This window comes from Colwellia sp. C1TZA3, assembly GCF_007954265.1.
Taxonomy (GTDB): domain Bacteria; phylum Pseudomonadota; class Gammaproteobacteria; order Enterobacterales; family Alteromonadaceae; genus Cognaticolwellia.
In genome coordinates, this window is the sequence record NZ_VOLS01000054.1 from 1 (window position 1) to 17,104 (window position 17,104).

Annotated in this window: 13 protein-coding genes; 11 read left to right on the forward strand and 2 right to left on the reverse strand. The window is 39.4% G+C overall.

Features of this window, described 5'->3' with window-relative positions; translation table 11 throughout:
• Positions 1–413: 413 nt before the first annotated feature.
• Positions 414–2,069 (reverse strand): dipeptidyl-peptidase 3 family protein, encoded by a 1,656-nt coding sequence (locus ESZ39_RS13975; protein WP_146880521.1) that lies wholly within the window; start codon positions 2,067–2,069, stop codon positions 414–416.
• 145 nt (positions 2,070–2,214) lie between these two features.
• The gene (rpsT, locus tag ESZ39_RS13980) at positions 2,215–2,475 is read right to left on the reverse strand and encodes a 30S ribosomal protein S20 (protein ID WP_146880522.1); all 261 of its coding nucleotides are present in this window, start codon (positions 2,473–2,475) and stop codon (positions 2,215–2,217) included.
• 499 nt (positions 2,476–2,974) lie between these two features.
• On the opposite strand from rpsT, the gene murJ reads away from it, so the two are divergent.
• The 11 genes from murJ to ESZ39_RS14035 all read left to right on the forward strand — a co-directional run bounded on the left by murJ (position 2,975) and on the right by ESZ39_RS14035 (position 17,104).
• On the forward strand, positions 2,975–4,555 hold the full coding sequence (gene murJ / locus ESZ39_RS13985) for a murein biosynthesis integral membrane protein MurJ (RefSeq protein WP_146880523.1): 1,581 nt from the start codon (positions 2,975–2,977) through the stop codon (positions 4,553–4,555).
• Between the two features lie 134 nt (positions 4,556–4,689).
• Complete coding sequence (gene ribF / locus ESZ39_RS13990) at positions 4,690–5,637, forward strand: bifunctional riboflavin kinase/FAD synthetase (RefSeq protein ID WP_146880524.1); 948 nt, start codon at positions 4,690–4,692, stop codon at positions 5,635–5,637.
• 119 nt (positions 5,638–5,756) lie between these two features.
• Positions 5,757–8,606, forward strand: a complete 2,850-nt coding sequence (gene ileS / locus ESZ39_RS13995) for an isoleucine--tRNA ligase (protein ID WP_146880525.1) — start codon at positions 5,757–5,759, stop codon at positions 8,604–8,606.
• A gap of 130 nt (positions 8,607–8,736) precedes the next feature.
• The gene (gene lspA / locus ESZ39_RS14000) at positions 8,737–9,249 is read left to right on the forward strand and encodes a signal peptidase II (RefSeq protein ID WP_146880526.1); all 513 of its coding nucleotides are present in this window, start codon (positions 8,737–8,739) and stop codon (positions 9,247–9,249) included.
• A 12-nt stretch (positions 9,250–9,261) separates the two neighbouring features.
• On the forward strand, positions 9,262–9,693 hold the full coding sequence (fkpB, locus tag ESZ39_RS14005) for an FKBP-type peptidyl-prolyl cis-trans isomerase (protein WP_146880527.1): 432 nt from the start codon (positions 9,262–9,264) through the stop codon (positions 9,691–9,693).
• Between the two features lie 67 nt (positions 9,694–9,760).
• Entirely contained in the window at positions 9,761–10,690 is a 930-nt protein-coding gene (gene ispH, locus ESZ39_RS14010; RefSeq protein ID WP_146880528.1) for a 4-hydroxy-3-methylbut-2-enyl diphosphate reductase, read from the forward strand.
• Positions 10,691–11,052: 362 nt separating this feature from the next.
• Entirely contained in the window at positions 11,053–11,616 is a 564-nt protein-coding gene (gene pilV, locus ESZ39_RS14015) for a type IV pilus modification protein PilV (protein WP_146880529.1), read from the forward strand.
• A 1-nt stretch (position 11,617) separates the two neighbouring features.
• Positions 11,618–12,601, forward strand: coding sequence for a PilW family protein (locus ESZ39_RS14020; protein ID WP_146880530.1), 984 nt, complete (start codon positions 11,618–11,620; stop codon positions 12,599–12,601).
• Positions 12,595–13,131, forward strand: coding sequence for a PilX N-terminal domain-containing pilus assembly protein (locus tag ESZ39_RS14025; RefSeq protein ID WP_146880531.1), 537 nt, complete (start codon positions 12,595–12,597; stop codon positions 13,129–13,131). Before ESZ39_RS14020 ends, ESZ39_RS14025 begins: the two co-directional genes overlap by 7 nt.
• A gap of 38 nt (positions 13,132–13,169) precedes the next feature.
• On the forward strand, positions 13,170–16,697 hold the full coding sequence (locus ESZ39_RS14030; RefSeq protein ID WP_146880532.1) for a pilus assembly protein: 3,528 nt from the start codon (positions 13,170–13,172) through the stop codon (positions 16,695–16,697).
• Positions 16,697–17,104: a type IV pilin protein gene (locus ESZ39_RS14035; protein ID WP_317615721.1), complete on the forward strand. Its 408-nt coding sequence runs from the start codon at positions 16,697–16,699 to the stop codon at positions 17,102–17,104. Before ESZ39_RS14030 ends, ESZ39_RS14035 begins: the two co-directional genes overlap by 1 nt.

Below are 17,104 nucleotides of genomic sequence, written 5' to 3' on the forward strand. Positions count from 1 at the left end.
ACTAGTTAAAATAGCTCAAGGCTGTGTTGCTCTCACTCCCAATAGCCAGCTATTGCTCAATCGAGCGCCTTACCTTGAATTATTTTTCCTGCGCACAACAAGATCACAAACTTAATGGAACTGGTATAATACCAAGTTGATTAATGACCTACTCATTTTTAACGGTTAAAATAAATAACTACGGTGTTATAAAATTTATAAGGTGAATAACTACTGACTAAATTTTATGCCTTGTATTTAGCCATTTTTCCTCATGAAAAAGGTGATCACTTAATTAATTAAATTGGTATGAATCTAGAACTCAACCTGCTTGCTTTTGTGGGCGCTTGAAATGTTGTAGAAAAATCAGGGCTAGACAGGTGTTTAGCCCTAATGAAAAGTAGCTGAGTATATGACCTCAGCCGTAGTCGATTTTACTTTAATCCAAGCACTTTTTTACCTTGTTTAAAGGTAATATCGACAGGGATTTTTGCCGCTTCTAAACTGGCTAAATCTTTTGCTAAATTAGGCTTAATAACACCACTTTTTGCGACTAATTTATCAACGCCTTCGTAATCACCATTGCCTTGTAGCATTAAAATAAGCTCAGATAGTGAATCAATAGCGGCCGTCATTTTTTCAACATTAACGCTATATAAGCCTTGTTCGTCACGAGAGAAGGCATCATGTTCAGCAAAGTAGTTAAAGCGTACCATATTGGCTTTACCGTGGGCTGAACTTGCACCAAAGCGCACCGAGCGAAATATACCCGTTAAGAATGTCGTGTAGTAGTCTTCTAGCGTACCCTCGCTAATAACATTTTTAGCCAGTAGTTGACGTATCATATAAAGGCCTAGTACATCGGCTTTGCCTTCTTCTAAAGCTGAGGCATGTTCTTTTAATGACTGGCGGACACTGCCTTTGTCATTAATGGTGTTTTTAATACCTAATCCGTGCGCCACTTCATGAAACATAGTGTTGGCGAAAAAGGCGGTAAAGGTGACATTTTTTCGCTGCTCTGGCACAATTAATGTTTCAGCAATAGGGGACATAATAGCGTCAAACTTTGCCCGCATGGCGTTTTTTAACTGCAAACGACGTGTACCTTTTTCCAGTTGTACTTGTTCGTCATTGGGCAAGTTAATTGCAATCGTTTTACCGCCAGCATTTGAATGGCCAGCATAATAAATAACATCATAAGCGTTTAAGTCGGCATCAGAGCCAGGAACCTCGGCTTTATATTCTTTGCTAACGGGCAGGTCTTGTTGTAATTCAGGTAAAAAATTGGCGTATTTTGAAAGCTTTTCACTCCATGACATATCTTTGATCAGTACGTAAGATTCAAAGGCGGCACGATAACCAAAAAGTTGATCTTCATAGGTTTCAATCGGACCTATTACAATATCAATAGGGTTGTTTTTCATGTCCATCCAAGCAAGATCAGATGCTTGAAAGTCATCATTACGTAACGCTGTAGCGCGCATGTTAAGGTAGTTAGAGAATTCTTTATCATCGGCAAAGGTCGCGGCTTTTTCTAAAACAACGGCAATGCGATTAATTTCCTCACTGTAGGCTTCTGAAAAGGCAATAGTGCTTAGTTCACCATTTTCGTTTCTCATTACTAGCGAGTACAAACCATTTTTGTCATCAAAGCTGGCTTTTTCAAATTCTGCTTTGCTCATGTCGGCGGGATAGAACTGAGCGCCAGGGCTTTTTGCTGCGGTATCAGTTAAAAAAGCTTTGTCACCATTTAATCGATCCCAAGGACCATAATTAATACGGGCAAACTCTCTCACTTTATCGTCATTTATTGCAGCTAAAAAACTAGTTTTATCTTGGCCAAAAGCTTGTTGCCAAAATAAATCATCGATTATGTCTGAGGCCTCGATAAGTAGCGATAACATTTTTTTCTGGTTTGTGGATAGGTGCGATAAGTCGGCACTTAATGTCACTGTTTTATAAATATTTAAGCGGTCTTGATATTCAGGTAACAAGCTAACATTTGCAGGCGGTGTTATTGTTTTGTTGTCACCACAAGCGGTTAATGTGCCAGCAATGATCAGCAGTGAAGCGAGTTTTGAAAGTTTCATGTAAGGTTTCTCTTGGTAAATACCGCCTAGAGACTACCAAAATCACTGCTAAGCGCAAGCTCAAACAATAACAAACGCTTGATTTGATGGAATTGTGGGCATAAAAAAACCGGCCAAAGCCGGTTTTTTAATTCTTTACAAAAAATTAAAGCGCTTTAATAGCAGCGTTTAAACGGCTCTTACTACGAGCGGCTTTATTTTTATGAATAAGACCTTTGCTTGCATAACGATCTAAAATCGGTGCAGCAGCAGCAAATTCTGTAGATGCTTTTTCTTTGTCACCGGCTTGGATAGCAGACATTACTTTTTTAAGTAATGTACGCATCATTGAGCGACGGCTTGCATTGTGTTGGCGGCGCGTTTCAGATTGTAATGCGCGCTTCTTAGCAGACTTTGAGTTAGCCAAGGTGAACTCCTAAAATTGAATAAATATTGCCTAAATTTAAGGCGACGAAATATGCCTGTTTTTAACTGGTTTGTCAAATACTTTAGTGCTTTAATTTGACCGTTCGGATAATTACCCGTTTGTATAAATAAAACCAATGGCGTATTCTAAAGTTTTTAGTTAAAAGTTGGAAGTGCTGTTCTCCTATGATTTAACTAATTTGCGATATATTTGCTATTTATATTACTTTTTCAACAAAAAACCTCACTTTTAGATTTAACACTAGTGCATTATCTGGTTGCTGAGTGATTGCTAACAAAACATTAGCGTTAGGGGATTAAAGTCTTGTCTATCAAATTATAAAAGCCGCATAATAGGTAAATGTTGTTTATCATGCGAAAATTTTTTCTGTTTTAATGATTACCCAAGGTTTACATCCGCTCATAATATCAGTGGATAAAATGGCCATGAATGTGTTGAAAAATATTGATTAAATAAGTATGGAATTGAGGTTGACCGGTTGAGTAAAAAATTAATTAAGTCGGGACTTATTGTCAGTGCTATGACATTAATTTCACGTGTGCTTGGCTTAGTGCGAGACGTTGTTATTGCTAGTATTATGGGGGCAGGCGCGTCAGCTGACGTATTCTTCTTTGCTAATAAAATACCTAACTTTTTGCGTCGGCTGTTTGCTGAAGGCGCTTTTGCGCAGGCCTTTGTGCCGGTGTTAAGTGAATATCATACCCTTGATGAAGAGCATGCCACTAACGAAACCCGTAAATTAATTGGCCAAGTTTCAGGCACACTGGGTGTTATTATTACCTTAGTCACCTTATTTGGCATGATAGCGTCGCCATTAATTGTAGCGTTGTTTGGCTTCGGTTGGTTTTTAGATTGGTTAAATGATGGCCCAGCGAGTGAAAAATTTGATCTGGCGAGCACATTATTAAAAATTACCTTTCCTTATTTGTGGTTTGTCAGCTTTACGGCACTATCAGGCGCGATATTAAATACCTATGGTCGTTTTGCTGTCTCAGCCTTTACTCCTGTGTTATTAAATGTTGGCATAATTGCTTGCGCTATTTACTTAGCACCTGTGATGGATAACCCTGCATTTGCACTTGCTTGGGGCGTGTTTTTAGGTGGTTTTATTCAATTTGCTTTTCAGTTGCCCTTTTTATATCGGGCGGGTGCGCTGGTTAAGCCAACATGGTCATGGCATTCTCCTGGCGTAACCAAAATACGGAAATTGATTATTCCAGCACTGTTTGGTGTGTCAGTAACACAAATAAATTTACTGCTCGATACTATTATCGCCAGTATGTTAATCACCGGCTCGATTAGTTGGTTATATTACGCTGACCGACTATTGGAGTTTCCGCTGGGCTTATTCGGTATAGGTATTGCCACGGTGATATTACCTAGCTTGGCTAAATTACATACTAAGAAAGACACTAAAGAATTTAGTGATACTTTAGACTGGGGCATTAGAGTTGTTTCACTATTTGGTTTGCCGGCTCTAGCTGGGTTGATGGTGCTAGCACAGCCTATTATTATGGTACTGTTTATGCGAGGTGAATTTACCCAATACGAAGTTTTGCAAGTCTCTTATGCGTTATTTGCTTACCTTTCAGGCTTATTAAGTTTTATGTTCATTAAAGTCTTAGCACCGGGTTTTTACGCCCGCCAAGACACTAAAACACCAGTGAAAATTGCCATTAAAGCGATGGTGGCTAATATGGTGTTTAATATGATGCTAGCACCATATTTTGGTTATGTTGGTTTAGCCATCGCAACGACTTTATCTGCAACGTTAAATGCACTGATGCTTTATCAGGGGTTAAAAGCGGCTAACGTTTTTCAGTTGTCGGGTAAAACATGGTGGTTTATTACCCGTCTTGTTAGCTCTGCAGGGATAATGGCTTTAGTTGTTTATCAAGTATCCCCTGAATTTGATGTCTGGCTTGCCTATGGCTTTAGCAAACAAGTGACCCAGCTTTTGATCTGCATTACCAGTGGTATAGTGAGCTATTTAATTTGCTTGCTTTTATTAGGCATTCGACTTTCAGATATCAAGATTAGACAACAAAGGCTGAGTTAACCTGATATTTACCCTAAAATAACTCTGCCTAAGGGCTGATTCTTATTGCTGACTACTATATAATTCATCGGCTTTTATTCTTTAATGATTTAGCCAGTAGTAAAGCACTATTGGCAGTAAGGTTTTTTAATTACATGCAATTAACACGTGGCATTCATAACATGCACATTAACGTTGATAACAATCGTCAAGGTTGCGTGTTAACTATTGGCAATTTTGACGGCGTTCACTTAGGGCATAAGCAAGTGATTCTCGCTTTGGTTGAAAAAGCCAGAAAGCTGAACTGCGAAGCTGCCGTATTGGTCTTTGAACCCCAGCCTCAAGAGTTATTTTCACCTGAAACAGCCCCCGCACGATTGTGTCGATTACGTGACAAATATGTCTTATTAAAAAACTTAGGTATAGATAGATTAATTTGTATCAATTTTAATAGGAAATTTGCTAGTCTAACTGCCGAGACATTTATCAAAGAGTTATTAGTTAAACGCTTAGCGATAAAACACTTGATTGTTGGTGATGATTTTCATTTTGGTAAAAACCGTCAAGGTAATTTTTCCATGCTCAAGGCCGCTGGCAAGCAGTTTGACTTCTCAGTAACCGATACTGCAAGCCATAAATTAGCCGGTTGTCGGGTAAGCAGCACAGCAATCAGACAGCTACTAGAAATCGATGATTTAGACGGCGCGAAAACCATGTTAGGGCGGCCCTATTCAATTATCGGCAAAGTTTTTCATGGTGATAAACGCGGCCGTGAAATAGGTTTCCCTACCGCTAATATAAGATTAAAACGCCGGGTTTCTCCTGTTTCAGGGGTTTACGCGGTACAGGTTAAAAGCCCATTTGGTCACCATTATGGTGTTGCAAATATAGGTTCTAGGCCGACAGTTGCGGGTATTAGGCAACAATTAGAAGTACATATATTTGATTTTGATAACGATCTATACGGTGCAATTATTGAGGTAGTTATGCTGAAAAAACTACGAGGTGAACATAAGTTTAGCTCATTAGTTGAGCTCACTGAACAAATTGCTACCGATACTGAACAGGCCCGCACTTTTGTGCAAAATTTAGCTATTACTTAACGACATCGTAACTATAAATCATTGGTAAATGAGTAACAAATTAGCGATACATTAAGAAAATAAAATATAACATCATACTAAGCAAAGCCTAGTGACTACGACAACGGATATTTATTTTAATGAGTGATTATAAGCAAACCCTAAATTTGCCCGCAACTTCTTTTGCCATGAAAGGCAATATGGCAAATCGTGAACCGAATATGCTGAAAGAATGGGCAGAAAAAGATTTATACGGTCAAATTCGTGCCGCTAAACAAGGCAAAAAATCATTTATTTTGCATGACGGCCCCCCGTATGCCAATGGTGATATTCATTTAGGTCACTCTGTTAATAAAATTTTGAAAGACATTATTGTTAAATCAAAAACCTTATCAGATTTCAATGCGCCATACGTGCCAGGTTGGGATTGTCATGGTTTACCGATTGAATTAATGGTAGAGAAAAAAATTGGCAAACCAGGCCATAAGGTTTCTGCTAGTGTTTTTCGTGAAAAGTGTCGTGAGTATGCCGGCAAGCAAATTAATGCCCAACGTGAAGATTTCAAACGTTTAGGTGTGTTTGCTGACTGGGATAAGCCTTATCGTACGATGGATTTTGATACCGAAGCTAATATTATTCGCTCATTGGGTAAAATTGCTGAAAATGGCCATTTACACCAAGGCTTCAAACCTGTGCATTGGTGTACAGATTGTGGTTCATCTTTAGCTGAAGCTGAGGTGGAATATCAAGATAAGCAATCTCCCGCTATTGATGTGAAATTTACTCTGGTTGATCAAAGTATTGCTGATAAGTTCATTCATCCAGAAGGTCCTCGTGAAGATCATGTCGGTGAAGGCTCAGTTTCAGTGGTGATTTGGACCACTACACCTTGGACATTACCTGCTAACCGTGCTGTTGCTGTCAATGCTGAGGTAGAATATACCTTGGTACAATGTGCAACAGAGCAAGGCAAAGAACGTTTCATCTTAGCCTCTGATTTAGTGACTGCGTGTATGGAGCGTTTTGGTATTGATAAATACCAAGCCTTAGGCTTTTGTCAAGGTAGCGACTTAGAGCTTGTTGAACTTAAACACCCGTTTTATGATTTCACTGTGCCATTAATTTTAGGCGAACACGTGACTACCGATTCAGGCACAGGTTTAGTGCATACGGCACCAGGCCATGGTGTAGAAGATTTTGTTGTCGGTAAGATATATGATTTAGAAGTGGCAAATCCTGTTGGTGCCAACGGTGTTTATTTAGCAGAGACCCCACTTTTTGCAGGTCAGCATGTTTTTAAAGCCAATGCTAATGTTGTGGAAACGCTAAGAGAACATGGCACATTAGTGCATTACCATGCGATAGAGCATTCTTATCCCCATTGCTGGCGTCACAAAACACCTTTAATTTTTCGTGCGACGCCGCAGTGGTTTATTAGCATGGACAATAAAGGTTTACGTCAAGATTCATTAAAAGAAATTGAAAAAACACGGTGGATCCCTGATTGGGGCCAACGTCGTATTGAATCTATGGTTGAAGGTCGCCCTGATTGGTGTATATCACGTCAACGTACGTGGGGCGTGCCAATGGCATTGTTTATTCATCAAGATACTGGTGCCTTGCACCCTCGCACGATTGAATTAATTGAAAGCGTAGCAAAACTTGTTGAAGAGAAAGGCATTCAAGCATGGTTTGATTTAGAGCCATCAGCGCTTATTGGCGATGATGCTCAAGTATACGTTAAAGTACCTGATACCCTCGATGTTTGGTTTGACTCTGGTACAACCCATTACTCTGTTATTAATGCTCGTGAAGAATTTGACGGTATTGCTGACTTGTACTTAGAAGGCTCGGATCAACATCGTGGTTGGTTTATGTCTTCAATGATCTCTTCTGTCGCGATGAATGGTAAAGCACCCTATAAGCAAGTGCTCACTCATGGCTTTGTCGTTGATGCTAAAGGTCATAAAATGTCTAAATCTTTAGGCAATGTTATCACGCCAAAAGAAATCACCAATACACTAGGTGCCGATATTTTACGCTTATGGACAGCGTCGGTAAACTACACCCAAGAGATCACTGCCGGCGATGAGATATTTAAACGCCAAGCTGATGCTTATCGTCGTATTCGCAATACCTCGCGCTTTTTATTATCAAACTTAAATGGCTTTGACCCAAAAACAGATTTAATTGCTTTTGATGATATGGTCGCACTTGATCGTTGGGCGGTGGATAAAGCGGCACAGTTACAAGCAGATATTATTGCGGCTTATGACGAATATGAATTTCATTTGGTCGTGCACAAGTTAATGAACTTTTGTACAACAGAATTGGGTGGTTTTTACTTAGATATTATTAAAGACCGCCAATACACCGCTAAAGAAGACAGTGTAGCTCGTCGTTCTTGTCAAACAGCGATGTATTTAATCGCTGAAGCGATGACAAGATGGATGGCACCCATTTTATCTTTTACGGCACAAGAAATTTGGCAAGCGCTGCCAACAGCATCAGGTGAATCTCGTGAAGAGTTCGTTTTTACCGGTGTTTGGTTTGACGGTTTACCAAAAGTTTCAACGGCCAGCGTTTTAAATAATGATTACTGGAACGAGTTGTTATTAATGCGCACAGAAGTGAATAAAGCGCTAGAAAATGCCCGTAAAGAAAAGCAAGTAGGTAAGGCGCTTGAAGCCGCTGTGACATTATATGCTACCAGTGTGCTGGCAGAAAAGTTACAGCAATTAGGCGAAGAATTACGTTTTGTATTAATTACCTCTAAAGCCGTGGTTGAAATTGTTGAGAGTGCACCAGCAGATACTTTAGCCACTGAAGTTGAAGGTTTATGGCTAACCGTTGCCCCAGCACAAGGTGTTAAATGTGAGCGCTGTTGGCATGTTACACAAGACATTGGTCAAGACGAGCAGCACCCAGAACTTTGTGGGCGTTGCATCAGCAATGTAGAAGGTGACGGTGAAGTTCGTCAATTTGCTTAAGCAAAAAATAGGCGAATGATATTGAAACTAAAACGTGTAGTACTTGAGTAAAGTCTGCACGTTTTCTCGTTATTAATATAGTCAAGAATCGCGCCTCAAACGCGAGCAATATAAGAGAGTTTATTGTGCTATGAAAAAGTTATTTACCGAAACAGGGCTACGTTGGTTATGGTTAACCTTGATTTTTTTAGTGGCTGATCAAGTGACAAAACAACTAGTCGTCAGTAATATGGATTTATATCAATCAATCGATATTTTGTCTTTTTTTAACTTAACTTATGTCCATAACCTTGGTGCGGCATTTAGTTTTCTTGCCGATCAAGGTGGCTGGCAACGTTGGTTTTTCACGGCGATCGCTGCCATTGCCAGTATTGTTTTTATTGTTTGGTTGGCAAAAACACCCAAGCAACAAGCGTTATTATCAGTGGCGTTTGCTTTAATGCTAAGTGGCGCTGTTGGCAACCTGATTGACCGTGTGCTATTTGGTTATGTTATCGACTTTCTCGACTTTTATGGCTTTGGCTATCATTTTCCGGCCTTCAACATCGCCGACTCCATGATCTTTATTGGTGCTGCGCTGATGATTTTTGATTCATTTAAAAATGATGAATCGAGTAAAAAAACACAAGATATTAATACTTAAAGAGATATTTATATGACAAATTTAATAACAGCTTCTTCACAAATTATCGCGCATATCACTATGAAGTTATCTGACGGCTCTGCGGCAGATAGCACTAAGGTTAATAAAAAGCCAGCAAAAATCATTATGGGTGATACCAGTATTTCACCGGCATTTGAGGCGCAACTTACTGGCATGTCAGCTGGCGAGAGTAAAGAATTTACTTTAGCCGCTGTTGATGCATTTGGTGAGCCCTTACCTGAAAATATTCATTATATGGATATTAGTAAGTTTAGTGCAGACGCACCCGCAAAAGTAGGTAATATCATTACTTTTAGTCAACCAGGTGGTGAGCTACCCGGCATGATAAAAGATGTTTCAGGCAGTTCAGTCACTATCGATTTCAATCATCCGCTAGCGGGACAAACAGTCACTTTTGTTATCGACGTTGTTGAAGTTACCTAAGTAAGTAAATAAGTAAATAAGTAAGTAAGTAAATAAGTTCAGTCAGTTAAGCAATAATGAGAATGTTATGGAAATTATTTTAGCTAACCCTCGAGGTTTTTGTGCCGGCGTTGACCGGGCTATTAGTATCGTAGATAGGGCGCTTGATTTATTTGAAGCACCTATTTACGTGCGTCATGAAGTGGTGCATAACAAGTTTGTGGTTAATGGCTTAAAAGAACGTGGTGCGGTATTTGTTGATGAGCTCAACGAAGTACCTGACGACAGTACCGTGATTTTTAGCGCTCATGGTGTGTCAAAAGCCGTGCGCAATGAAGCGAAAAATCGCGGATTAACAGTATTCGACGCCACCTGTCCTTTAGTTACTAAAGTCCACATGGAAGTATCACGTACGAGTCGAAAAGATATTGAATGTATTCTTATCGGCCATGCGGGTCACCCAGAAGTTGAAGGCACTATGGGGCAATATGAAAGCACTCAAGGTGGTATCTATTTAGTTGAATCGACTGAAGATGTGGCAACACTTGAAATAAAAAATCCAGAAAAACTTTATTATTGCAGCCAAACGACATTATCTGTTGATGATACCAGTGACGTTATTGACGCCTTAAGAATTAAGTTTCCTTTGATTCAAGGGCCACGTAAAGATGACATTTGTTATGCGACACAAAATCGTCAAGACGCGGTACGTTCTATCGCAGAACACGTACAACTAATGCTGGTGGTTGGCGCTAAAAACAGCTCTAACTCTAATCGCTTGCGAGAGTTAGCGGAGAAAATAGGGACCACATCATATTTAATTGATACAGCCGCTGATATTGATGTTTCATGGTTAGATGGTATTGAAAAAGTGGGGGTTACAGCAGGAGCTTCAGCGCCAGCAATCTTAGTTAAGCAAGTTATAGAGGCGCTTAAATCTCTTGGTGGTAAAGAGGTTATTGAATACCCAGGCAGAGCAGAGAATACTGTATTTGCGGTACCGATAGAATTGCGTTAATCTTAAAGTATATTATTTGCAGTGGTAACGTGTAGAGATTTTTACTTGTTTTTGCTTAAATTTCACCTACATTTTACTGACTTTTTTAATTCCAATGATCATTTATGATGTTAAGTTTGCATTTATGAGCCGTGCAGTGTTTAAAAACAAGGAAAAATACTCGTAACATAATTTAAGGCATGGGTTAATGCAGTTCACCAGTGTGATTTTTAACACATATGATGGTTTAATTAGTAGTGATTTCCCCGATCTCTATTTGCGCATTTCTTCGTGTAAAACCATCTATTTCAGTCGGTTAAGTTTTTCAACCATAGTAAAGACATCTGTTGTTTGCTTATTCTTATTTAAAGGGAGATTAAATATTGAGTAATTCATTTTCTCGTTTCTCACATCAAAAGCTTTCTTTAAGTAACGGCATGACATTTATTGAAGTGTTAGTCGCTGTTTTTATTTTAGTGACAGGTATTTTAGGTGCAGTAGCCATGCAAGCTTCGGCTAAAAAAGGTAGCTTTGATGCTATGCAACGCTCGGTTGCGTCCGCATTAGCGCAAGATATTGTCGAGCGTATGCGCAGTAATAATGCCACTATATTAGCTGAATATGCTGCTACCAATTACGGCGAAACACTTAATTCATTGCCAGCTAATCGTTGTTATAAGCTTGCTAGCCTCTGTACACCAGCAGAAATGGTGATTAATGATCAATACGAATGGGAAATGTCGCTTATGGGCGCTGATGTTGTTAATGACGGTAATAATCGAGCGGGCCTAACGGGCGTTAGAGGATGTATAAGTCAAGCATTGAATGCCGTAACTGTAGTCGTTAGCTGGGAAGGGCGTACAGACATAGCTGACGCCAAAAAAGACAGTTGTGGTAAAGCTGGCGCCAAAAGGCGACAAGTTATTGTTAAGGCATTTATAAATTAATATGAATAATCAACGTGGTTATACCTTAATAGAAATATTTATCTCCTTAGCTGTTGGCTTAGCACTTTTTGCCGGCGTACTCAGTGTTTTTGTTGGCATGAAAACGACGACACAAGAAACAGCAACTTATGGTGAGTTACAAGAAAATGGCCGTTTTGCCCTAAGTGTTCTTAGTGATGATTTACTCAGACAAAATTTTTGGGGTGATTACAGTGGCACGTTAGACCGTTCAATGTTAACTGCATCACCAGGTGCCGCACCAGGCAACGAATGTGTGGGCGAAGGTTTAAATAATGGCACTTTTCCAAATACGGCCGGGCATTTTAGAACGCTTTGGGGGAAAACAGTAACAAATAGTTCCCTTATGGGCTGTATTGATGATGCAAAAATAACGTCTGACATTATTCAAATAAAACGGGCTATTTCTCAACCTTTGGCAGCAAGCACTAGCAATAATTACTATATTATTTCAAACGCAAGTGAAGCAAAAATATTTACTGGTAGCAATATACCAACGGTCTCAAATAGCCAAGTTTGGGAGTACCAGCATCATATTTATTACATTAGGGAAGAAGCCCAAGGCAATAATACTGTGCCCAGCTTAATGCAAGGGCGCTTAACAACCAACATGGCTTTTGACCCTATCATTGATGGTATTGAAATGATCCGTTTTATGTATGGCATCGACACTGACGCTCCAGGTAGTGCAGGATACGGCATTGTTGATACCTTTCTATCCGCAGATGAACGTACCGCTCTTGCGGCAGATAACATGACCTCAACCCAATGGGATAATGGTAGTAATAATAGAATTTTGGCCGTACGTATTTATGTGCTGGCGCGCAGCATTCTTCCCGATAACAAATATACTAATACTAATACCTATAATTTAGGCGATTTTCCTGTGACTTTTGATGATAATTATCGTCGATTATTATTTAACTCTACAGTAACTTTATACAATGCCGGAGTCGACTCATGGTAAGCGAAAAAATTTACCCTCACCATCTGACAGTTAATACTCGTTCATTGAGTGGTCAAAAAGGTGTGGTATTGATCGTGGCTTTGGTATTTCTTATTGCCTTAACCGCCGTTGCTGGGGCCTTGATGCAAAATTCCACCTCAGATATGAAAATGTCAGGTGCTAGCGAAGAAAAAGTGGTTGCTACACAAGAAGCAATCAGTGCTAGTGACGAGGTCATTTTTCGACAAGTTAATGCTAACTCAGGAAACAATAAATTTGCTTCTGCTATCGTACGATTTCAAGACGAGAGTTTTCGTAACGTTACAGGTAGTTTAAATATTACCAATACCAGTAGTGATACCACAGCCAAGGTTAATGTTGCCAATAATGATCTTGAGCTAGAAGCTGATTGCCCCCACTCAAAATCGGCTTCTTCAGTGCAAATATTTACTTGTAATGTATTACGCGTGCAAGTGGTGCGAAAATATGGACGAAAAAACACCAATGAAGTTGAAGTAAATACCGGGGTTGTTCAGCAGCTTTTACGATGAATTTATAGGTGTTTAAGTTAAATACAGGAGTTAACAACGTGAAAAGATTTTTTGCCATAAGCCTATTAGTATTAACATCAACCCTATCATATAGTGAAGATATTGAGTTGTACGTTAACGAAACGGTTAAAGTCGCGGCCTCAAAAACACAAGTGCTTATTATTCTTGATGATTCTGGTAGTATGAATACAGAAGAAACTGTTAAAATTAGATATAATCCAGCCGAGGACTATCCTGCAATCCCCGAGAGGGAAAAGTTTTCAAGCGAACATTTATATTATAACAAGGGTGATGAGATACCTAAGCCTGATACTTCCTCTGAAAAGAGGCGTTTTTTAGCGTCTTTAAATGGTTGTAGTAGTGCTAAATCTTCATTAGCGAACAACGGTTTTTATACCACTCATATTCGACAATATCAATTTACAGATAATACTGGTCAATGGGAAAACCTTTCAGATAATAACGGTTCTAATATAAGCGTATTAGATTGTGAAGATGATGTCTTAAATAGTAATACAAATAATGCCGATGGTTTTGAACCAGGTTTCCCCGCCAACTCTCTAGGTGATAAAAATAATCCCGAGTATTTTACCGATGATATAGACAGCTCAGATGTCGTTTGGAGCGGTAAATTAGTGACGTTGTATACTGAAAATTATTTACGTTGGTATTACGGTAATAATACTCAAGAAGAACAGCGAAGCAGAATGGAGATGGCAAAAGAAAGTATCAATGATGTCATTACCTCTGCACCGTCGATTGATTTTGGTCTGCAAGTTTTTAACTTTAATTATGGTGATAACTCAAATAGTGGCAACGGCGGTCGTATCGTAGCGGGTATTAAAGAACTGACTGATAATAATAGAAATAAGCTGTTAAATATGGTTAACAACGAAATTGTTGCAAATGGTAGTACACCATTATGTGAAACTTTATATGAAGCATCACGCTATTTTTCTGGTGCTGAGGTTTACTATGGTGATGATGACATTAATGTTGATAGTTATAATTACACAAAAAACACCCCTCCTAGAGACCTTTCAATTGAATCATCAAGTCAATATATTTCGCCTTTTTCAAGCTGTAGCGATAAAATTTACGTTATTTTAATTACTGATGGTCAACCGCAATTTGATCATCACGCTGATAGTCGTGTTGAAGCTTTGTCTGCGGTTGAGGATGGCACAACGTTTAATTTCACCGGTAGTAAATTTGAAGGCAATTATCTTGCTGGTTTAGCCGAATGGATGAGTAATAGAGACCTTAATACCGAGTTAACTGGTAAGCAGACAGCAGATATTTACACTATTGGTTTTAGTGCGGGTGCGGATGATGCGGCACCATTACTAAAAGAAACTGCAGATCTTGGTGGTGGAAAATATTTTCGTGCAACAGATAGTGCCCAGTTAACTGCTGCTTTGGTTGGTGCCTTGGAAGATTTAGAACCTAGCAATGACAGTTTAACGTCAGCATCTGTTGCTGCTAATAACTTTGACAGAACTGAAACATTAAATTCTGTATATTATGCGATGTTTCAACCTGAAAATGGGCCGCGTTGGCAAGGTAACCTTAAAAAGTATAAAGTCGTTAGTAGCAATCAAGTCGGTAAACACGGCAATTCAGCACTGGATCTTAATAGCGGTCAATTCTCTAAGGATGTTACAAGCTTTTGGTCAGCAGATAACGCCAAAGATGGTGCTGTTGTAACAAAAGGTGGCGTAGCTGAAATGTTACGCAATAAAACTAACCGATCAGTTTATAGTGATATTGGCAGCGGTGATGCTTTAGCCTTGTTAACACAGACTCAAGCTGAAACATCATTTGGTGGCAGTGCTGAACTTGCAACAGCATTAGATGTTAATGAGGATGAGGTTGGCACTTATTTACGTTGGGCAAGGGGAGAGAATGTCGATAATATTAAATTAGCGGATGACTCCATACCCACAATGCGCCCAGATATTTTTGGTGATCCATTGCACTCTAAGCCGTTAGTGGTTAATTATGGCGATAGCATTCGAATTATTATTGGCACTAATGCCGGTGCACTTCATATGTTTGAGGATAAAGGCGATTCTGTTGATGAAAGTTGGGCCTTTATGCCAAAAGAATTTTTTAAAAATATTAAACCATTAAGAGAAAACTATTCAACAGCAGGGAAAGTTTATGGTGTCGATGGCAATATAACCTCATACGTAAAAGATGAGAATGGTGACGGTGTCATAAATGGTACCGATAAAGTGTGGATATTTTTTGGTTTACGACGTGGTGGAACCTCATATTATGCACTAGACATTAGTGATCCAAATTCCCCAAGTAAACTGTGGCACATTGATGCCTCAACCACAGGATTTGGCCGTTTAGGGCAATCATGGTCTCAACCCAAACTTGGTTATTCTAAGCTAAATATTTTAGGCTCTGGTAATAGTGCGGTTGCGGCGCCAGTACTGTTTTTCGGTGGTGGTTATGATGTGGTAAACGATTCTAAGACACCAACAGATGCTGATGTTCAGGGCAACGCTGTTTATATGACTGATGCTAAAACTGGCGAGTTAAAATGGAGTATGGCTCCTGCTGGTAGTGGTGGTGATACCGTGTTTGCTGGCAAAGACAGTATTCCCTCAAGTATTGCCATATTAGACAGTGATGGCGATGGCTTAATTGATCGATTATACACAGGTGACACGGGAGGCAATGTTTGGCGTGTTGATATGCCTAGTGCAGATCCCGCTGACAGTGATGACCCATGGACGGTCTTTAAGTTAGCGGAGTTAGGCGGAATAACAAATAGCACTGATTTACGCTTTTTTAATGAGCCATCTATCGTTCGTACCTTTATTAGTGAAACAATTCAAACCATAGAAAAAGACGAAGACGATAACGATGTAACAATTACAAGCCATCAAGAAAAACCTTACGACGCGGTACTTATTGGTAGTGGTGACAGATCAAACCCATTAGGTACAGATACTGATGACACATTCTTTATGATTAAAGATCAAGAGATTAAAACTAAGTCGTTTTATAGTGCTATAGAGCCAAAAGCCCCGACAGCACTTTTGAGAGCTAATTTATATGATTATACCAATAACCCTTTTGCACAAACACTGACAACTATAGAGCGTAACGAATTAGCAAGAGATGTTAGCAAAAAATCGGGTTGGTTTATAAACCTTAAAGGCTCAGGTGAAAAAAGTACGGCTGAAGCTATTGTTATCAATGGTGTGGTTTTTTTTACAACCTTTATCCCTCCTAATTTAGATCCCAACGTTGTCTATTGTGAACAACCAAATGGTACCGGACTATTATATGCAGTCGACCTTGCACTAGGCACTGCGGTTTATAACTGGCAGAAAAATGATGATGTGCCAACTGATGATGTACCACCCGACGATGCCGTCAGAAGTGTGAAAGTAAGTGAGCAGTTTTTAGGTGCGCCAACCTTAATTGTTGTACCTGACGCTAACGGCGACACGATTGGCAATATCATTGTTGGCAGAGAGGTAGTCATTACACCTTTCAAGTTGCAGACAATGCGAACATATTTATACATTAAAGAGGGACCATAATGTTAAAAATTAAAGCACTTAATGGCTTTACCTTAGTCGAGCTGTTAATAGCGGTTGCCATTGTTTCGATTCTAGCGGCTGTAGCGCTTCCTTCATATACTGACTTTGTTGCGCGCTCAAATCGCACAGAGGCTCAACGAGAATTACTAAGAATAGCTAATATACAAGAGCAGCTTTATGTTGATACAAGAGCATACACTGATGATATGACAGCGTTAGGACTAGATAATGATCCCTTTATTACTGAAAATTCTTACTACAGTATTGATGCAATACTTGCCAATGAAGGTTTTGTCTTAACGGCGACAGCACTTAAACCACAAAAATCAAATGACAGTAACTGTCCGACGTTATCTGTTAGCAATACTGGAAAAAAATTACCGGTTAACGCCTGTTGGGAGCAATAA